Origin of the sequence: Amycolatopsis vancoresmycina (genome assembly GCF_000716785.1) — a bacterium.
GTDB lineage: Bacteria > Actinomycetota > Actinomycetes > Mycobacteriales > Pseudonocardiaceae > Amycolatopsis > Amycolatopsis vancoresmycina.
Genome location: NZ_JNYY01000014.1, coordinates 290,598 through 310,155, shown reverse-complemented (window position 1 = coordinate 310,155; position 19,558 = coordinate 290,598). Strand labels below are relative to the sequence as shown.

Genomic DNA, 19,558 nt, shown 5'->3' with positions numbered 1-19,558 from the left:
GGTTCACTGCCTCTTGCTCGCAGCCGCGTTTGCCGCGTGTTTCAGCCTGGCCTGGATCTCCGCGGTCTGTGGAGCACCCAGTTCCTCGCAGATCGACAGTGCCTGGCGCCAGCATTCAACCGCCGTGTCCGCGTTGCCGACGGTCTTCGCTACGTCGCCGATGGCGGTGAGACTCCTCGCTTCGCTCCAGCGGTCGCCCACCTCTCGCCACATTGCTAGGGCCTGCCGGTAATGCTCTTCCGCCTTGTCCAGTTCGTCGAGGTCCCGGTAAGTGTCTCCGAGGCTTTTGAGGATCTGGGATTCGCCACCCGGGTCGCTGCTTCCGCGTCGCAACAGCAGTGCCTGCTGGAGGTAGTCGATCGCCTCGACGTACCGTCCGAGACCGCGGCAGGCGTCGCCGAAGCAGTGCAGAGCCTGGCTCTCGCCGTATCTGCTGTCCACTGCGTGGAACAGCGTGAGCGCCTCCTGGGAACACGCCAAGGCGTCGGTGAACCTCTCCAGCTCCCACAACGCGATGCTCAGGCTTCCCAGCGTCCACGCCTCGGCGTAACGATCGCCCAGTTCTCGCCAGACGTCGAGGGCGCGCTCGAAGCTGTCGATCGCGTCGTCGTACCGGCGGAGGTTGCGGTAGGCGATTCCCAGGCCCGCCAGCAGCCAGGCGTATCCGCTCCGGTTGGCCTGCTGCTCGGCCGCGGCGAGTCCGATCCGGTAGGCGATTATCCAGTCGACCCAGGGCGTTCGCAGGGTGAAGTAGCCCCACAACGCGGTTGGGAGCTGCCACGCGATGTCCAGGTGCGACTCGGCCGAGGCATGTCTGGTCGCGGCGACCAGGTTGAGGCGTTCTGCCTCGCACCACTGCCAAGCCCGCCCCTGGGTTTCGAACGTCAGCGGACGGCAGCCGACGGGTGGTTCGCCGAGCGGGGCGTGGCGTCGACGTGGTGCGAGTTGACGGTCCGCGGCGTCGGCGGAATGCAGGTACCACGTCAGCAGGCGCAGTTTGGCGTCGCTGCGGTCGGCTTCGGTTTCGTCCTCGCCGGCACGCTCCGCGGCGTACAACCGCAGCAGGTCGTGGAGGCGGTAGCGGTTGTGGTCGACCTCCTCCACCAGGTGCACGCTGGCGAGAGCGTCGAGGTTGCGCCGGGTTTGCTCGATGGTGAGGTTGGTCAGCGCCGCGGCCGCCGGGATCGAGATGTCCGGGCCCGGGTGCAGGCCGAGCAGGCGGAACACGTGGGAAACGGCAGGCGGCAGCGCCCGGTAGGACCAGGAGAACACGACGCGCACGGCCGTGCTCTCGTCGTCGTCCGCGGCCAGCAGGTCGAGCCGGTCGCGTTCGCCGGACAGCTGGCGAGCCAGTTCGGCGAGGGCGAGTCTCGGGTGCGCGGCGACGCGTTCGGCAGCGATGCGCAGCGCGAGCGGAAGATATGCGCAGGCGCGCGTGATCTCGGCAGCCGCAGCACCGTCGGCTGCGACCCGGTCTTCACCGACGATCTGCTCGAGGAGGGAGTACGCCTCTGCCGGGTGAAGCGGATCGAGGGTCAACCGGGCGGCGCCCTCCCGGGCGACCAGGCCGGACATCCGGTGGCGGCTGGTGATCAGCACCCGGCACGTGGCCGATCCGGGGAGCAACGGGCGGACTTGCTCCGGTGTGGCGGCGTTGTCGAGGACGATCAGGACACGCCGGTCGGCCAGCAGTGAGCGGTAGAGCGCCGCCTGTCCCTCGAGGTCCGCCGGCATGTCCCGGGTGGTGACACCCAACGCCCTGAGCACTCGCTCCAGGATCTGCTCGAGCGGCGTGGGCGCGACCGGGTCGTAGCCGTGGAGATCGATGTAGATGTCGCCGTCGGTGAACTGGCTTCTCACCGCGTGCGCCCAGTGCACGGCCAGCGCCGTTTTGCCCATCCCGGCTGCGCCGACGATCAGGAATATCGTGGTTTCCCCGGGCCCGCTCGCCCCCGGCTCGGCGAGCAACGAGTCGAGCTTGGCGATGTCGGGGCGGCGGCCGGTGTAGTGGGCGGTGCTCGCCGGGAGATGCCGGGGTACCGGTAGCACGCGGCGTTCGGCTGCAGGACTCGGTTGTCTCGCCGGGTTGACGCTGTACGGGTTGTCCGGCAGGGCAATCCACGCCGAGGTGACGGTTTCTTTGGCTGCGACAGTCACGTTTCGGTAGGTGCCGGGCCTGGCGGTGATGCTGTGCCGCACCACCTCGTCGAAGAACCAGTTCGACGTGATGAGCGCGAGTATGCCCCGCGACCCGGCCAGAGCGGCCCTCAGCTCGGAAGAGTTGGCGAGGCGAAACGTCAAGTTCACCGACGCAGCCGTGACGCCGTGGTCGTCGTAGTTGATTTCTCCTGCGTGCACCGCGAGGCGCAACCTGATGCGGGCTTCGGGTCCGTGCAGGCGGTTGTGCTCCGCGAGGGCGTCCACCACCTGGGCGGGAAGTGCCTCCACGAAGAGGCTTTTCGGCACTTCCGGCGGCGCAAGGATCAAGACGCCGTCACCGCGGTCTTCCGTTTCACAGGACTCCCAGGGGATGCCGGCGCTGTCGAAGGAGGTGCGCAGGCAGCTGTACAGCCCGCGCCGGACCGCTAGCTGGTGGTGATTCGTCCGTTGCCACCCGCCGAACCCCTCGACGTCGACCACGACGATCGTACGGTGAACCGCTGCCGTCGATTTCGTCATCACCATGCCCCGCCGGTCTCACCCGAGTTCACCGTTCGGACCATGATGAACGTGGGTCCCACTCCCCTGGGGTGTTCTCACTCGAATGGCCGCTTCGCACTGGACAAGACAAGGACGCGGGATCGAGGACCGCTGCTGTCCGCGTTCGACGCCCACGACCCGCGAGCGCTTTCGGCGTTCTGGCGGGAGGTGCTGGGCTACAGCCAGTCGTGCTCGCGGGCGTATCGGGCCGCTTCGTGGCGGGTGCGGGTCTGGGTCTTCTGCATCGCGTTGGACAGGTAGTTGCGGACCGTGCCCTCCGCGAGGTGCAGCTGCCCGGCGATGTCGGCCACCGCGAACCCCTCGCGGGTCGCGCGCAGGACGTCCAGCTCGCGGTCGGTCAGCGGGCAGTCGTCGACGACGGCGAGGGCCGAGACGTCCGGGTCGATCCAGCGCTTGCCCGCGTGCAGGGTCCTGATCACCGCGGTGATGTGGGCCGGTTCCGCCGCCTTGCTGACGAACCCCTGGACGCCGAGCTTCAGCGCCTTGCGGAGCACGCCGGGGCGGGCGTGGCGGGTCAGCATCAGGATCACCTGCTCCGGCCGAGCCCGGCGGATCCGCTCGACCGCGCCGAGGCCGTCCACGCGGGGCATCTCGAGGTCGATGACCAGCACGTCCGGCCGGTGTTCGAGGGTGGCCGCGACCGCTGTTTCGCCGTCGTCGGCCTCGGCCAGGACCGTGATCTCGCCTTCCAGCGGCAGGAGCGCCGCCAGTGCCTTGCGGAGCAGGGCTTCGTCGTCGGCGAGCACCACCGTCGTCATCGTCGGGCCTCCTTCGGCGCCGGGAAGGCCGCCGCGGTGCGGAAGCGGCCGTCGGAGTGGGAGACTTCCAGCTCGGCGCCGTGCTCCGCCAAGCGGTGCCGGAGCACCGCGAGCCCGCCGAGCTCGAGCGGGCCGGTGTCCGGGGCGCCGTCGTTGACGATCGCGATCCCGCGCCGGGACAGCGTGATCCCCACCTGGCGGGCTTCGGCGTGCCGCAGGATGTTGGTCGTCGTCTCGCGCAGGACCTGGCCGAGCAGCTCGCCCGCGGTGGTGTCCACTTCGGACTCGCGGGTGACGCGGACGTGGATCCCCGCGGCCTCGAAGAGGTTCTTCGCGTTCTCCAGCTCGGCGGACAGGTTCAGCCGCCGCTGGGCGTAGGCGAGTTCCCTGGTCTGGACGATGGTGTCGCCGACCAGGTCGTGCACCTCACGCAGTTCTTCGCGCGCCCGGTCCGGTTCGCGGTCCAGCAGCTTCTCGGCCAGCGCCACCTTCAGCTTGACCACGTGCAGGGTGTGCCCCTGGATGTCGTGCAGGTCGGACGCGAAGCGCACGCGCTCCCGCGTGACCGCGAGGTCCGCCTCACGATCGCGGGACTGTTCGAGCTCGGCGATCAGGTCGAAGAAGCGCTGGCTGACGAACATGAACGCGGTCGAGACCAGCATGGCGGCCGCGGGCACGGCCGCGAACTGGAACAGCCGCCAGCCGATCCGGTCGTCGTGCACGAGGACGTTCGCCGCGCCCAGCCCCGCGATCAGGACCGTCAGCCCGGCCAGCGCGGCGAGCCGGCGGCGGGGCAGCGGCGGGATGAGGTACGACCCCACCACGGACAGCCCGAAGAACGCGGCCGTGTCGTCGGTCAGCGACCCGGCCAGCCACACCACCGCGGTGACGGCCAGGCTCGGCCGCGCGACGCGGAGGTAGTCACCCGCGGTCCAGCGCTCGGCCGTCGCCAGCGCCGCGAGCAGCCCGGCGACCTGGATGACGACGTGCCACCAGGACCGGGCGGTCGCCAGCAGCAGGAACACGCCGACGAGCGCCAGCGGCGGGACGGTCGTGATCAGGTTCAGCCGGCGCAGCCGTTCCTGGACCTTCCCGCCGGTCCAGGACGTCCTGCGCGCGATCGTCGGCACCTCCACCAGCCGAGCGTATCCGGCTGAGCGGGCACCACCAGTGACACCACGTCACATATCCGGGTGACGCCGCCGCACTGCCGGGCCGCGCCGATCCACGGTGGACTCCGGGGCATGTCCACGACACCGGTCATCGACGTCGATCGCCTCACCCTCACCTACGGCGGTTTCCCCGCCGTGAAAGACCTTTCGTTCCAAGTGAATCGCGGGGAGCTGTACGCCCTGCTCGGCACGAACGGCGCCGGCAAGACCTCGACCCTGGAGACGGTCGAAGGCCACCGCGCGCCGACCTCGGGTGCCGTCCGGGTGTTCGGGAAGGACCCCCGCGACCGCGCCGCCGTCCGCCCGCGGCTGGGGATCATGCTGCAGGAGAGCGGGTTTTCCGCCGACCTGACCGTGCGCGAGACCGTCGGGCTGGTCGGGCGGCTCACCGGACGGCACGACGACGTCGGGCGCCTGCTCGGCGTGGCCGGGCTCACCCGCAAGGCGGGCACCAAGGTCGGGCAGCTCTCGGGCGGGGAAAAGCGGCGGCTCGACTTCGCCACCGCCGTCTACGGCACGCCCGAGCTGGTCTTCCTCGACGAGCCCACCACCGGCCTCGACATCCAGTCGCGGGACGCGCTGTGGGACGCCGTCGACCGGCTGCGCGAAGCCGGCTCCACCGTCGTGCTCACCACGCACTACCTCGAGGAAGCCCAGCAGCGCGCCGACCGCATCGGGCTCATGCACCAGGGTGCCCTCCACCGCGAAGGCACCGTCGCCGAGCTGACCAGGACGCTGCCCTCGACCATCCACTTCGGACTCCCGGCGCGCGCGCCGTCGCCGCCGCTGCTCGCCACGCGGGGCGGGGACGGCAAGTTCTTCGTCGAGACCTTCGGCCTGCAGAAGGACCTGCACACGTTGCTCGCCTGGGCGCAGGACCAGGCCGTGGAGCTGCTCGACCTGCAGGCCGGGCCGACGCGGCTCGACGACGTCTTCCGCGCCATCGAAAACTCCTGAAAGGAGCAACCATGCTGACGATCGCTCGCGCCGAGCTGAGCCAGCTCTTCCGGAACCGGCTCGTGCTGGTCACCGCCCTGGTGCTGCCGGCAGCGCTCAGCGCGTTCTTCATCGCCCGGCACGACGTCTTCGCCGAGCTGGGGAGCTTCGGCTACATCGCGACGCTGACGTTGTTCTTCGTGCTGGGCATCGGCCTCTACACGACGACGGTGACGACGCTGGCCGCCCGCCGCCAGAACCTGTTCCTCAAGCGGCTGCGCTCGACCGCGGCCGGGGACGCCGGGATCCTCGGCGGGCTGCTGCTGCCGGTCACCGCGATCGCGGTGGTCCAGATCGCCGTGCTGCTCGCGGTGCTGGCCGTGGTCACCGGGAAGCCGGCGAACCCGCTGCTGCTGGCCGCCGCCGTCGTGGCCACCGTGGTGATGATGCTCGCGCTGGGCCTGGCCACGGCCGGGCTGACGAACTCGCCGGAACACGCGCAGGTCACCACGCTGCCGATCAGCCTGGGCGTGATCGCGGTGGCCGGCTGGGTCGGCCTCACCGGCACCGGCGAGCTCACGCTGCTCAAGCGCCTGCTGCCCGGTGGGTCGGCGGCCGAGCTGGTGCTCGACGCGTGGAACGGCGGGAAACCGGCTGCCGGCTCCCTGCTCCTCTTCGCCCCGACCCTCGCCTGGGTCTTCGTCGCGGTCGTGCTGGCGACGCGGCTCTTCCGCTGGGAACCGCGCCGCTGAGCGCGGTGCGAACGAAAGGAATTCCGATGCGCAAAGTATTGCTGGTGACCGCGATCGCCGTGCTCGGCGCGACGACCGTCGTCCCCACGGCCGCCGCCGCACCGAACACTGTGGACTGGGGACCGTGCCCGGCCGGGGCGTTCCCGACGCCGGACCTGCAGTGCACGACCTTGAAGGTCCCGCTGGACTACCGGGAGCCGGGCGGGCGGACGATCGACGTCGCCGTGTCGCGCCTGCCGAGCAAAAACCCGCAGAAGCGGCGGGGCGTGCTGCTGACCAACCCGGGCGGCCCCGGCGGCGGTGGCTTGGACTACCCGCAGCTGCTGAAGTACGTGAAGCTGCCCCAGGAAGTGCTCGACACCTACGACATCATCGGGTTCGACCCGCGCGGGGTCGCGCACAGCACGCCGGTGACGTGCGACCTGACGCCGGAGCAGATCGCGGTCGGCAACCTGCCGTACGCGAACGGACCGGCCGACGTCGTGAAGCAGGCCGCGCTCGCGAAGCGGGAAGCCGCGCAGTGCGCCGGGTCGAAGACCGGATCGCTGCTGCCGCACGTCACCACGGCGAACACCGCGCGGGACATGGACCGCATCCGGACGGCGCTCGGCGAGCCGAAGGTGTCGTTCCTGGGCGCGTCCTACGGGACTTACCTGGGCGCGGTGTACACGACGCTGTTCCCCGAGCGCAGCGACCGGATCGTGCTGGACAGCAACCTCGGGCCGGGCGGCTACGACATCGACGCGATGCGCGGCTTCGGGCGGGGCATGGAGGACCGGTTCCCCGACTTCGCGGCCTTCGCGGCGAAACACCCGGAGTACGGGCTCGGCACGACACCCGCGCAGGTGACGGCCGAGTTCCACGAACTGGCCACGCGGCTGGACCGCACCCCGATCGAGGGCATCACGGGCTCGGTTTTCCGCGGCCTGACGTTCGAAGGCCTGTACTCAACGGACCTGACGAAGCTGGCCGAGGACTGGCAGGGGCTCGACCAGGGCCGGGCCCCGAAGCCGCCGGCGGAACCGGTGACCGGGGTGGAAAACCTGCTGGCGTCCCGGTTCGCGGTGATCTGCGGCGACTCGGCGTGGCCGCGCTCGATCGCGAGCTACCAGCTGGACGTCGCGGTCGACCGGGTCCGCTACCCGCTGCTCGGCGCGGCGAGCGCGAACATCGCGGCGTGCGCGTACTGGGCGCCGCCGGCCGAGCCGCGGGTGCGGATCACCGGCGACGGCCCGGCGAACGTGCTGATGGTGCAGAACCAGCGTGACCCGGGCACGCCGTTGTCCGGGGCCCGCAAGCTGCGCGCCGCGTTCGGCGAGCGCGCCCGGATGATCACGATCGACCAGGGCGGGCACGGGGCCTACCTGTTCACGCCCAGCAAGTGCGGGAACGCGCTCGTGACCGAATACCTGGTGAGCGGGAAGCGGCCGGACGACACCTTCTGCGCCGCGGGGAGCTGACGGTGGGCGGCGGTGCGGTGCCGCAGGCTCGTCGAGCGGAACGGCGGGCGCCGGCTCAGCCGGGCAGCAAGCCGCTGAAGAATTCGACGACCGGTGGTCGTGTTCCCGCGGCGCTGTGGCCCACTCCGGGGACCACGACCCGCCGGACCGCCGTGCCGTGCCGGGCCAGGGTTGCGGCCAGCCGGTCGAGCTGCTCCGGCCGGCTGCGGCCGTGGTCGCCCATGGCGGCCAGGTCGGCCCGCCCGTCGTCGTCGCCGCCGATGACCAGCAGCACCGGCACCCGGGCGACCGCGGTGGGGTCCACGGTGATCCCGAACCGCCGCCGGGTGTCGGTGATGCCTTCCGGCCAGGCGAGCGAGTCGTCGAGCAGGGTCACGCCGCCGGGCGCGCCGACCGCGACGGCGGCGACCCGGTCCGGGTGGAGGTACAGGAAGCGGTGGGCGAACTGGCCGCCGCCGGAATGCCCGCACAGCAGCACCTTTCCGACGCGCGCGGTCCACCGGAACCGGACCTGCTCCAGGATGTCGAGCAGCACCACGTCGAACCGGATCCCGTTGGCGTCGACGAGCTTGTAGCCGTGCACGTCGTCGGGGTCGTCGATGCCGACCGGGAACAGCGGGGTCACGACGATGACTCGGTGCCGTTCGGCGAAGGGAATGAGGCCCTCACGCAGCTCGCCGACGCTGCGGCCGGTGCCGTGCACGGCCACCAGGACGGGCAGTTCGGCGTCCGGCGTCCAGCTCGTGGGGACGTAGGCGCAGTAACTGCAGCGCTGCTCGCCCGGTGCGGCGAAGAACGGGGTGCGCTTGGTGAGCAGCCGGCGGCCGGGGTGCGCCACCGGCAGGTCCGCGACACGGATCACGGCGTTCCCCCGGGGCCGGTCGAACGGCCGGCCGGCACCACCAGCCGCGCGAGGGGCACGTGGTGCTGTCCCGCGTGCATGTCCCGGTCCCGCACCGAACCCTGGCCCACCGGCCGCGGGAACGAGATCTTCACGACGTTCAGCGACGGGATCCGGAAGATCCGGACCGACCCCTCGTCGACCCGGTACAGGCCGGCGATCACGCGCTCGTTCAGGAACGTCTCGTCCGCCGCCACGCGATAGCCGCCGGCGTCACGCAGGAACACCTCCATCGTCACCCAGAACGGGCCCGCGTTCTTCGACCGGACTTCGCGGGCCAGGTCCGCCAAAGTGGTGTCAGGCACGGGTTTTCCCCTCGAACTCGATCCGGAACAGGTCCGGTGGCGCGCAGTCGACCACGTGGTTGAGCACGAACTCGTACGCCGCCCCGCGCTCGACCTCCGCGGGGGACGACGGGAACGCGAAACTCGGCAGGTAGTCCATCGCCGGGGTCGGCAGGTGCAGCAGCAGCGGGTTGGCGATCTTGGCCACCGCCGTCGCCGTCGGCTGGTCGGGTGCGTTGACCAGGAGCATCACGCCGACCTCGCGCGGCGGCCCGGTTTCGGGTTCGAGCTCGCCCAGCACCGCGTTGTGGCCGTACAGCCGGAGGTCGAACGCGTACTCGTCGGCGGCCAGGCCCAGTGTCCCGTGCACCCGCTGGGTGATCAGCGTGCGCATCAGGGCCGCCCACTCGTCGATGCCGGCCAGTACCAGGGGGTCGCGGATCGCCGAGAACGACATCGTCTCGTACCCGCTGATCCGGGCGCCCTCCAGCTTGATCGTGTACTGGTCGGCGACGTGGAACCGCGAGCCGGTGACGCGGACGGTGCGGTCGTCGACGGCCGTGTACACCGCGTCGCGGACGTCGAGCGTGCCGTCGGGTTCGCGCATTTCGAACGGGTCCGCTGTCTCGTAGAGCATGTGCGCGGCCACCAGGATCGGCGTGCAGGCCGCGCCCGGGTCGAGGGGCTCGATGGTGAAGCCGTCCGCGTCGATGGTGGCCAGGACACCGCCCGCGCGCGGGTTGTCGGTGCATTGGCCGCCGCACTCGACGATTTTGGCCGCGTGCCACGTCGGCCCGGCCGGCATGCCCATCATCAGCGGGTAGGCCGCCGCGACCGCCGTGTCGGTCGCGCGGCCGGCGAGGACGACCTGGGCACCCCCGCGCAGCGCCTCGACGATCGGCTCGTGCCCCATCGCGCCGACGATGTGCGTGCAGCTTTCGAGGGTCTCCGCGTCGAGCTCTCCCAAGGGCAGCAACGGATGCACGCGCCCCGCGTCGAGGTGTTCCTTCAGCGCGGCCGCGTCCTGCTCGCTGTAGATCTTCGCAACCTTCAGGGCGAGGCCCTCCTCCGCGAGCACCTCGGCGGCGATCCCGGCGACCCAGTCGACGCCGGCGTCGGTCCCGCTCGTGCCGCACGAGCCCACGATCACCGGGATGCCGGCGCCCGCGGCGGCGGTGAACAGGCTGCGCAGGTCGCGCGCCACGGCCTTGGCGGTCGTCTTGGCCGTCGCGGCACCGAGGTAGTACGGACCCGAGTCCGTGGACCCGCCGTCGATGCTGATGACGTCGGCGCCCATGGCGATGCCGCGCTCGACCGTCGCGTGGTCCCAGCCCGCCCCGAGCATGCCGCTCGGGGCCAGCACGCGCACTTTCTCCATGTCCCTCACTTCTCTCCGTTGACCACGTGCCGTGGCGCAGGTGGCCGGTGCTGCAGCTGCGTCACGCGCGCCACCAGGAGCACCGCCACCGCGGTGACGCCCGCGATGTCGAGCAGCAGGAACGGCCACCCGGTCACGTCGACCATGCCGCCGACCACCGCCGGCCCGAGGAACCCGCCGCCGGCCCAGCCGACGGTGTACAGCCCGGTGTAGGTCCCGAGCACGCGGGCCGAAGGCGCCAGGTTCCACAGGACCACCGCCATGTTGACCATGAACGCCGCCGCGCCCGCGGCCGCCACGCACATCGCGGCGACCGTGCCGGCAGGCGTCCGCACGAGGGTGCCGAGCACCATCGCCGCCGCGAACACGGCCATCCCGGCCAGGATCACCCGCAACCGGCCGAAGCGTTCGGCGAACAGGGCGACCGGGTAGGCGGCCACGATGAACGCGAGTCCGCTGGGGAGCGTGAGACCGCCGGCGTCGCCGCGGGACATGCCCAGCGCCTCCATGCCGTAGTTGGTGATGAGCGAGCGCGACGCGAACCACGCGCTGCCGAACGCGAGCACCGCCGCGATGACCAGCAGCCGGCTGCGGTCGGGGTCGCGCACGAGATCCAGCAGGACGTCCCGCATCCGCACGCGGGGCGCGTTCCCGGTGTGCCCGGCGCGGTCCTCTTCGAGCGCCGCCCGGTACCCCGGGGACTTGCTGTCGCGCACCCGCCAGGCGAGTACGCCCACCGACCCCAGCATCAGGACGGCCGGGATCGCGAAGGACAGCTTCGGGAAGTCGTCGATGAGGAAGATGCTGATCAGCGCGGCGACGATCACCGTGATGCTGGAGGCGATCTTCACCGCGGCGTTGGCCCGGCTGCGCCGCTCGGGCCCGATGTAGTCCGGCAGCAGGGACTCGGCGATCGGTTTGAACGAATTCGCGACGAGCGCGTAGCCGAACATGACCAGGACCAGCAGCGGCAGCGAGACCGCGGCGTGCGGGATGACCACGAACAGCACCGCCGCCAGCGGCATGCCGACGACCAGGTACGGGATGCGCCGGCCCCACGCGGTCCGGGTCCCGTCGGAGCGGTTGCCCATCCACGGCTGGACGAAGATGCCGAGCAGGTTGTCCATGCCCATCAGCGCGCCGATGAGCGCGGCGCTGCCGACGTGCTCGCGCAGCAGCGGCGGAACCTGCGAGTCGTAGAGGTTCCACGTCGACTCCTGCGCGAAGACCGCCAGAGCCACGAAGAACGTGATGCGTCCCGTCCGGACGCGCGGGGTGGTCAACGTCATCGTCGGCACCTTCCCTCGACCGATGACCGCCACCGTACTTTTGCTATAGCAAGATGGTCAAGAGTTGCAAATCAGCTTTGCCGTAGACTCGGACCCATGCTGGGTGACGCCCTGACCACCGACACGCTGGCCGACCGCGTGTACCGCGCGATCCGGGACGCGATCACCACCGGCGAGCTGCGCCCGGGCCAGAAGGTCACCGAGCGCGGGTTCGCCGAGCAGCTGTCGGTCAGCCCGACGCCGGTGCGCGAAGCCATCCGGCGTCTCGAACAGGACGGCCTCCTCGAACGGTCCGGCCCGCGGACGGTCAAGGTGGCGACGTTCGGCGGCGTCGCCGTCCAGGACCTCGCCGAGGTCGAGGTCGGCCTGCGGGGCATGGTGGCCCGCTTCGCCGCGCGGCACGCGACGCCCGGGCAGCTGGCCGGGCTCGACGCGATCCTCGACGAGGCCGACGACCTGCTCATCCTCATCAAGCAGCGCCACGAGTCCGGCCAGGACGTCGAGAAGCACGTCGGCCGGCTCTTCGACGCCATGCAGCGCTTCAACGCCCTCGTCGAGGCGTGCGCCGGCAACCCGGTGCTCGTCCGCCTGCTCGACCAGACCCGGGTGTTCTCCCGCGCGGAGCGGCGCGCGCGGGTGCTCGAACGCGTCAGCGTCGACGACACGTTCGGCCTGGACCGCTACGCCACCCATCGCCGGCTCGTCCGTGCCCTGCGCGCGGGCGATTCGGCGGCCGCGGAGGCGCTCGTGCTCGAAGACGCCCGCGGCGGGCTCGCCGACCTCCTCGCGGGCCCTTGGCTCATTCCCGGTCACGCTCGTGAGTGGTAAGGCGAGTTAGAACTCGCCTCACCACTCACGAGGTGGCCCGGCTTCGCGGAGGCGAACCACCTCAGGTGAGCGCGGGCAGCAGCGCGTCGAGCGTGATCGGCAGCTTCCGCACCCGGACCCCGGTCGCGTGGTGCACCGCGTTCGCGATGGCCGCCGCCGTTCCGACGATGCCGATCTCGCCCACGCCCTTGGTGCCCATCGGGTTGACGTGCGGGTCGTGCTCGTCGAGCCAGTCGGCGCGCAGGTCGCCCACGTCGGCGTTGGTGGCGATGTGGTACCCGGCCAGGTCGTGGTTGACCACGTGCCCGGTGCGCGGGTCCATCGTGCTGGTCTCGAACAACGCCATGGACAGTCCCATCGTCATCCCGCCGAGGAGCTGGGACCGGGCGGTCAGCGGGTTGACGATCCGGCCGGCCGCGAACGTGCCCCACAGCCGGGGAACGCGGATCTCGCCGGTGTCCGCGTCGACCCGTACCTCGGCGAACTGCGCGCCGAAGGCGTACATCGAGTACTCCTCCTCCGCCGGGTTCTCCGGCGTGTCCGCGCTCGCCTCGGCGCCCTCGGCCGGGTCGCTGCCGTACTTGTCGCGGAACGCCTCCGCCGCGGCCACGATCGCCGCTCCCCAGGAGGCGGTGCCGGACGATCCGCCGGCGACCGTCGCCTTCGGATAGCCGGTGTCGCCGATGCGGACCTCGACATCCGGCGCGGGGACGCCGAGGGCGTCGGCCGCGATCTGCGGCAGGATCGTCCAGGCTCCCGTGCCCAGGTCGGCGGCGCCGATCTCGACGGCGTACCGGCCGTTCTCGAACCTGATCAGCGCCGTCGACCCGGGCGAGCGCTTCGCCGGGTACACCGACGCCGCCACGCCGGTCCCGGTCAGCCACCGGCCCTCGCGGCGCACGCCGGGCCGCGGGTCCCGCTCCGCCCAGCCGAACCGCTCGGCGCCGGTGCGCAGGCACGCGACGAGGTTGCGGCTGGAGAACGGCCGTCCGTTCTCCGGATCGCGCCCGGGCTCGTTGCGCACCCGCAGTTCGATCGGATCCATGCCCAGCGCGACGGCGAGTTCGTCCATCGCGACCTCGGGCCCGAACATCCCCGGGCACTCCCCCGGCGCCCGCATCCACGACGGCACCGGCACGTCCAGCGCGGCGAGCCGGTGGCTGGTCGCCCGGTTCGGCGCCGCGTACATCATCCGCGCGGGCACCCCGGTCTGCTCGGCGAACTCCTTGATCCGCGACGTCTGCTCCACCACGTCGACGCGCAGCGCGCGCAGCCGCCCGTCCCGGTCCGCGCCGAGCCGGACGCGCTGGATCGTGGGCGTGCGGTACCCGGCGAGGACGAACATCTGCTGCCGGGTCAGCGCGAGCTTCACCGGGCGGCCCGGCACCGCGCGGGCGGCCAGCGCGGCGAGCACGACGTTCGCGTGCGGCCTGCCCTTCGAGCCGAACCCGCCGCCGACGTACGGGCAGCGGACCCGGACCTTCTCCTCGGGCAGCCCGAACACCCCGGCCACGGCGGAGCGCACCGGGTGGACGCCCTGCGTGGAGTCCCAGAGGGTGAGCATCCCGTTGTCCCACAACGCGGTCGTGGCGTGCGGTTCCAGCGGGTTGTTGTGCTGCATCGCCGTCTCGTACGTCTCGCCGACGGTCACCTCCGCCCGCTCGAGTCCGGCGTCGGCGTCGCCCTGCGCGGTGTCGGTCGGGAAGTCCGGGTTCACCGAGTCCGGCGCGTACAGGTCGCTGCGGCCGACGTCGAGCTCGACGTCGTGCGGCTCGACGTCGTACGCCGCCTCCACCAGCTCCGCAGCGTGCCGGGCGGTCTCCGGGGTCTCGGCCACCACCAGGGCGATCACGTGGCCGCGGAAGGGCACCTCGGGATCCTGCAGCACGGCGAGCTCGGCGTCGTCGGTGCTCGCCAGCCGTTCGGCGGTGAACGGGGTGATCACCCGCACCACGCCGCCGAGGCTTTCGGCGGCCACGGTGGCGATCCGGGTGCAGCGGCCGCGGGCGATCGTGGCCTGCACCGGGTGGACGTACAGCGGCCGGTCGGCCGGTGCTTCGAAGGCGTACGGCGCGGTCCCGGTGACCTTGGCCGGGCCGTCCCGGCGGGTGGTGGGGGTGCCGATGGCGCGGGGTTCGAGCAGCTCGGTCATCGCTTCGGCTCCTCGGCCGTCAGCTCGCGCAGCACCGCGGCCAGGGTGCGGCGGACGAGCGGGATCTTGACGGCGTTGCCGCCGTCGACGCCGTCGAGCGCGCGGGCCCCGGCCAGCTCGGCGGCCGCGGCCGCCGCGAACACGTCCTCGCCCGGCCGGGCGCCGCGCAGCACGGCTTCCGCCTCGGTGGCCCGCCACGGCTTGTGCGCCACCCCGCCGAACGCGACGCGGACCTCGTCGATCTTCCCGTCCACCAGGGACACTCCGGCGGCGACGGAGACCAGCGCGAAGGCGAACGACGCCCGGTCGCGGACCTTGCGGTAGGCCGACCGGCGCGCCCACGGGACCGCGGGCACCGTGAAGCCGGTGATCAGCTCGCCGTGCGCCAGCACCGTGTCGCGTTCCGGGTGGTCGCCGGGCAGCCGGTGCAGCTCGGTGAAAGCGATTTCCCGCTCGCCGCCGAGCCCGGTGACGTGCACCCGGGCGTCCAGGACCGCCAGCGCGACCGCCATGTCGGACGGGTGCGTGGCCACGCACGCCTCGGACGCGCCGAGGATCGCGTGCTCGCGCGTGGCGCCGCCGATGGCCGAGCACCCCGAGCCGGGTTCGCGCTTGTTGCACGGCGTCGTGACGTCCTGGAAGTACAGGCACCGCGTGCGCTGCAACGGGTTTCCCCCGGTGGTGGCCATGTTGCGCAGCTGGGCCGACGCGCCGGCGAGCAACGCCTCGGCCAGCACGGGACAGCGTCGCCGGACCTCCTCGTGCGCGGCCAGGTCGCTGTTGCGGACACCGGCGCCGACGAACAGGCCGCCGTCTTCGGTCTCGCGGATGTCCTCCGGCGTCACGCCGGTGACGTCGACGACCCGGTCCGGCCGGGCCACGCCCAGCTTGAGGTGGTCGACGAGGTTCGTGCCCCCGCCGAGGAACACCGTGCCCGGCTCCGCGGCCCACCGCACGGCCTCGGCCACCGTGGCCGGCTTGGCGAAGGTGAAGGTCTTCATCGCGACTCCCGGACGGCGGCGACGATCCCGGCGTAGGCCCCGCAGCGGCAGAGGTTCCCGCTCATCCGTTCGGCGATTTCCGCGTCGGACCACTCCGGAGCCGCGCTGACCGGCGAGGTGACGTGGCTCGGAGCGCCGTCGGCGAATTCGGCCAGCAACCCGGCCGCGGAGCAGATCTGGCCCGGGGTGCAGTACCCGCACTGGAAGGCGTCGTGGTCGAGGAACGCCTGCTGGATCGGGTGCAGCCCGCCGTCGGCGGCCAGCCCGGCGGCCGTCGTCACGTCGGCGCCGTCGCAGGTCACCGCCAGGGTCAGGCAGGCCAGCACCCGGCGGCCGCCGACCAGCACCGTGCACGCGCCGCACTGGCCGTGGTCGCAGCCCTTCTTCGCGACCGGCTCGCCCAGCTGGTCGCGGATCAGGTCGAGCAGGGTGCGCCGCGGGTCCACCGTGAGCCGGTGCTCGGTCCCGTCGACCTGCAGCTCGATCGTGGGTTCGGGGCTTTCGGTCGCCATGTGTCCCTCTTCCGTGAGAGTGATCGGCGTACCCGTTCGCGGCGGGAAGAAACGGCCGGGTGTGCCGGCCGCGGGCGGAATTGCGTTGGTGGCCTCCTCATGATCGGGAACAATCGGCGCAATGGACATGCGCGCCCTCCTCGCCCGGGTCGATCCGCTGGCCGCTCCGGCACGACGGCGGGTTCTCGCCGATACCGCACGCACGCTGGCCGGTTCCCCGGAGCTGACCGCGTTGCTCGCGGAACTGGACGCCGTCCCCGGGCTTCCGCGCGCCTGGGCCGCGACGATGGCCGTCATCGCGGGCGACGACACGCACCTGCGCCGCTGTCTCGTCGCGGACGATGCCCAGGTCGCCGGACTCGCGATGAACCACTGCGCCCGCCGCGGCCTGCACTTCGACGTCGTCGCCGGGGCGCTGGCGACCGCACCGGCCGCCTGGCGGCACGCCCTCTACCGCGCGGTGCGGGCCACCGGTGCCACCGCGTGGGCCGGTGCACTGCTGCCCGCCGTGCGCGCCCGCTTCGGTGACCGCGAGGCCGCCGCCGTGCTGGCGGCCTGCGAAGCCGGCACGGTGGCGGCGCTGCTGCCGGACCTGGACTTCGCCGTGCCCAACTTCGCCGCGCTCGCCCGCCGGCACCCCGCCGTCGTCCTCGCGGACCTGCGCCGCCGGCTGGCCGGAGCCGCCGGTGGCGGCCGGGTCGCCGTGTGGGCCCGGTTCGGTCCCGCCCTTGCCCATCTGGTCGAGCACGATCCCGGCCAGGTCGCCGGCCTGCTTGCCCGTTCGGGGCCGCCGACCGGGCTGCCGGCCGGCGCCGATCGCTGGCTGGCCGCGGCGATCGCCGCCGATCCCGACCGGGTCGTCGGCCTCCTCGCCGATTCCGCGCGGCGCATCCGGTTCCGGCCGGGTCGCGGCATCGAGCGCGCGCTGCGGCGGGCGTCGGACGAGGCCCTGACCTCGCTCGCGCGGGCCCTCGTCGACGAGGTACCCCGGTTGACGGCGCTGGTGCGCGGGCTCCCGCCGGCGCGCCGCGCGGCCGTCCTGGGTGGAGCGCTGGGCGACCGGACCCTCCAGCAGGCCGGGCTGCCGATCGCGCTGCTCGACGTCCTGCCGTGGCGGGCGCGGCACGAGGAAGCCCGGCGGCTGCTCGCCACCCGTCCCGTGGCCGACCACCCCGTGCTGCGGCGGGAGGCGACCGCGCGGTTGCCGTGGGCCGAAGCCGAAGCCGACCTGCGGGCCGAGACGACCCGGCCGGCCGCCGCGGAGCGCGCCGCCGGCTATCCCCTGCTGATCGGGGCGGCCGCCGCGACCCGGGACCCCGGCGTCGTCGCCCGGGTGCTGGCGTCGCTGACCCGGCTGCCCAACGAGCAGGACCCGGTCCGCCACGCCGCGCTCGCGGCCGTCGCCGCGGTCCCCGGCCGGCTGCTGCGCTCGGCCGATCCGTCCACACTGGTCAAGCCGGCCGCCGATGCCGTCCAGGCCAGGGACGCGTCGTGGGGCACCCGCCAGGCGGCCGGCACCCTGGCCGTCACCCTGGTGCGGGAGGGCACCCGCACCACGCGGCCGGAGCTGGTCGAGAGCGGGCTGCGGATCCTGCACCTGTCGGGCGGGCACGCGCGCACCCTCACCCAGCACCGGCTCGACCGGGACCTGCCGCGCGGCGCCGAGCACGCCGTGTGGTCGGCGCTGCGGCCGCGCATCGCCGCCGACGCCCGCGCCGGCCGCCACGACCTGGTGCTGGCGCTGGCCGCGGGCCTGCACCGGCGTGCGTGGGCGATGCCCGATCTGCAGGCCGCTGTGGGCGCCGCGACCGGCGCGGCCGACGACAGCACGGTGCACTGGGCGATCGAGCTGTGGCTGGCCCCGCCCGCGACCCGGGACGAACGCGTCGAGGCGGTGCTGCGCGGTGACCCGTCCACGATCACGGTGACCGCCGTCGCGGACGCGATCAGCGAACGCCGGACCGACCTGCTCGACCGCGTGCTGGACCAGGCGCCGCAGGGCCGGTTCGCCGCCCGCGGTGTCCGGCTGGTGCCGACGTTCGGCGGGTCGCTGCGGCAGTGGCTGCCGCGTCAGGTCGCCCGGTACGGCGAGTTGCTGGCCGACCTCGCCACCACACCCGGTAAGCCGGTCTGGGAGCGGGTCTCGGCTGTGCGGCGCCTGGCGAGCCTTCCCGGCGCCGCGCTCGACGACGTGCGGCCGTTCCTGCAGGACGACGAGGTCGCCGTGGTCGAGGCCGCGCTGGCCGGCCTGGCCTGGACCGACCGGCCCGGCGACGCACTGGGCCCGCTGCTCGGATACGCCGACACCGAACACGCCCGCGTCGCGGTCTACGCGGCCGGCCGGGCCGCCCGGAGCATCCCGCCCGCCGAACTGGGCGCCGCGCTCCGCCCCGTGCTGGCGGGCAAGAAGGTGACGGCGCGCAAAGAGGCGATCCGGCTGCTGGCCGAGCACCGCGTGCCGGACGCGGCCGGTGAGCTGGCCGCGCGGTGGGCGGACCCGGACCTGCATCGCGACCTGCGCCGCGCGATCGTGTCGGCCGCGCGCCTGCTGCTCGACGACGACCGCGCGTGGCAGTGGCTCGCCGACGCGGCCACGATGACCGGGGTGGCCACCGCCCTGACCGAAGCCACCCCGGCGACCATCGCCGAGCAGCACCGTGCCCGCTACGGCGCGCTCGTGCGGGCCGTGGCGACCGGCGCCGACCCGGACACCGCGCGGATCGGGTTGACCGCCTGGCCCGCGTGGAGCCACTGGGACCGCGAGGGATCGGCCGCGCTGGTCGCCCGGGTCTGCGAGCTGGCCGGCACCGCGACGTGGCAGCCGGCGGTCGAGGCGGTGCTGGCCGCGTGCACGATCACCGGCGACCCGGCCCCGCTGCACGCGATGGTCACCACGCTGACCGAGCTGGACGACGTCGTCATCGCGGGCCGTGACCAGCCGGCGCGCCAACGACTGCGTTACGTCGTCGCCCGGTTCGCGCCCCGCGTGGACGGCAGCGGCGAGACGATGCGCGACGCGGCCGAGCGGCTGTCGGCGACGCTGGCGCAACGGGCGGAGCACCGGGCAGACGCACTGACCCTCGCGATCGCCGCGCTACCCCGCCACGGCGACCTGCTCCCGGCCCTCCGCCGGATCGCCGCGCTCGCCAACCGCCCGGCACTGGCCTGGCAGGCCGCCGACCGGCTGGCGACCTGGCTGTCCGGCCACCACCCGGAACGGGCCGACCTCGGCGCAGCTCAGGCGCTCACCGCCGACGCGGCGGAGGCGTCGCTGGCGGCCGCCATCGCGGGCCAGGCCGGCTCCCGAGCCGGCTGGACGGGTCCGTGGCGCGAACTGGTGCTGGGCTTGCGCGAGCACTCCGACGCCGACGTCCGCGAACGAGCGTCGCGGATCGCTCTCGCTCCGGAATGACG

At 72.9% G+C, this 19,558-nt stretch carries 15 protein-coding genes; 5 read left to right on the top strand and 10 right to left on the bottom strand.

Translation table 11 applies throughout. The annotated features are described in order from the left end of the window. Positions 1-3: 3 nt before the first annotated feature. The 3 genes from OO60_RS30640 to OO60_RS30630 form a co-directional block, all read right to left on the bottom strand. Entirely contained in the window at positions 4-2,640 is a 2,637-nt protein-coding gene (locus tag OO60_RS30640) for an ATP-binding protein (RefSeq protein ID WP_240490832.1), read from the bottom strand. A 236-nt stretch (positions 2,641-2,876) separates the two neighbouring features. After that, positions 2,877-3,479, bottom strand: a complete 603-nt coding sequence (locus OO60_RS30635) for a response regulator transcription factor (protein WP_004559034.1) — start codon at positions 3,477-3,479, stop codon at positions 2,877-2,879. Continuing rightward, the gene (locus tag OO60_RS30630; RefSeq protein WP_004559033.1) at positions 3,476-4,615 is read right to left on the bottom strand and encodes a sensor histidine kinase; all 1,140 of its coding nucleotides are present in this window, start codon (positions 4,613-4,615) and stop codon (positions 3,476-3,478) included. The genes OO60_RS30635 and OO60_RS30630 overlap by 4 nt, the downstream gene beginning before the upstream one ends. Before the next feature lie 108 nt (positions 4,616-4,723). Here OO60_RS30630 and OO60_RS30625 point away from each other — a divergent pair, with 108 nt between their 5' ends. Genes OO60_RS30625 through OO60_RS30615 form a run of 3 tightly spaced genes read left to right on the top strand, consistent with a single transcriptional unit; the run spans position 4,724 to position 7,799 of the window. Then, positions 4,724-5,608 (top strand): ABC transporter ATP-binding protein, encoded by an 885-nt coding sequence (locus tag OO60_RS30625; protein ID WP_004559032.1) that lies wholly within the window; start codon positions 4,724-4,726, stop codon positions 5,606-5,608. Positions 5,609-5,619: 11 nt separating this feature from the next. Then, entirely contained in the window at positions 5,620-6,339 is a 720-nt protein-coding gene (locus OO60_RS30620; protein WP_004559031.1) for a hypothetical protein, read from the top strand. A gap of 26 nt (positions 6,340-6,365) precedes the next feature. After that, on the top strand, positions 6,366-7,799 hold the full coding sequence (locus tag OO60_RS30615; RefSeq protein ID WP_033262627.1) for an alpha/beta hydrolase: 1,434 nt from the start codon (positions 6,366-6,368) through the stop codon (positions 7,797-7,799). A gap of 55 nt (positions 7,800-7,854) precedes the next feature. Here OO60_RS30615 and OO60_RS30610 read toward each other — a convergent pair whose 3' ends face one another. The 4 genes from OO60_RS30610 to OO60_RS30595 are packed head-to-tail and all read right to left on the bottom strand — an operon-like array spanning position 7,855 to position 11,651. Next, positions 7,855-8,661, bottom strand: a complete 807-nt coding sequence (locus OO60_RS30610) for an alpha/beta hydrolase family protein (protein ID WP_004559029.1) — start codon at positions 8,659-8,661, stop codon at positions 7,855-7,857. Continuing rightward, complete coding sequence (locus OO60_RS48250) at positions 8,658-9,005, bottom strand: DUF4387 domain-containing protein (protein ID WP_033262626.1); 348 nt, start codon at positions 9,003-9,005, stop codon at positions 8,658-8,660. Before OO60_RS48250 ends, OO60_RS30610 begins: the two co-directional genes overlap by 4 nt. Further along, on the bottom strand, positions 8,998-10,362 hold the full coding sequence (locus tag OO60_RS30600) for an acyclic terpene utilization AtuA family protein (protein WP_004559027.1): 1,365 nt from the start codon (positions 10,360-10,362) through the stop codon (positions 8,998-9,000). The genes OO60_RS48250 and OO60_RS30600 overlap by 8 nt, the downstream gene beginning before the upstream one ends. Positions 10,363-10,367: 5 nt before the next feature. Beyond that, positions 10,368-11,651 carry an MFS transporter gene (locus OO60_RS30595; protein ID WP_004559026.1) on the bottom strand — a complete coding sequence of 428 codons (1,284 nt, stop codon included), beginning with the start codon at positions 11,649-11,651 and terminating at the stop codon, positions 10,368-10,370. Between the two features lie 96 nt (positions 11,652-11,747). Between OO60_RS30595 and OO60_RS30590 the strand changes: the two genes are divergently transcribed. After that, complete coding sequence (locus tag OO60_RS30590) at positions 11,748-12,479, top strand: GntR family transcriptional regulator (protein WP_004559025.1); 732 nt, start codon at positions 11,748-11,750, stop codon at positions 12,477-12,479. A gap of 61 nt (positions 12,480-12,540) precedes the next feature. Here the strand turns inward: OO60_RS30590 and OO60_RS30585 are convergent, their stop codons facing one another. From OO60_RS30585 to OO60_RS30575, 3 genes are read right to left on the bottom strand one after another with little or no spacing between them, the layout of a single operon-like run. After that, positions 12,541-14,631 (bottom strand): xanthine dehydrogenase family protein molybdopterin-binding subunit, encoded by a 2,091-nt coding sequence (locus tag OO60_RS30585; RefSeq protein ID WP_004559024.1) that lies wholly within the window; start codon positions 14,629-14,631, stop codon positions 12,541-12,543. Continuing rightward, positions 14,628-15,632: an FAD binding domain-containing protein gene (locus OO60_RS30580; RefSeq protein WP_033262625.1), complete on the bottom strand. Its 1,005-nt coding sequence runs from the start codon at positions 15,630-15,632 to the stop codon at positions 14,628-14,630. The genes OO60_RS30585 and OO60_RS30580 overlap by 4 nt, the downstream gene beginning before the upstream one ends. Further along, positions 15,629-16,144: a (2Fe-2S)-binding protein gene (locus tag OO60_RS30575; RefSeq protein ID WP_004560473.1), complete on the bottom strand. Its 516-nt coding sequence runs from the start codon at positions 16,142-16,144 to the stop codon at positions 15,629-15,631. The genes OO60_RS30580 and OO60_RS30575 overlap by 4 nt, the downstream gene beginning before the upstream one ends. A 121-nt stretch (positions 16,145-16,265) precedes the next feature. On the opposite strand from OO60_RS30575, the gene OO60_RS30570 reads away from it, so the two are divergent. Continuing rightward, positions 16,266-19,556, top strand: coding sequence for a hypothetical protein (locus OO60_RS30570; RefSeq protein ID WP_033262624.1), 3,291 nt, complete (start codon positions 16,266-16,268; stop codon positions 19,554-19,556). Positions 19,557-19,558: the final 2 nt, after the last annotated feature.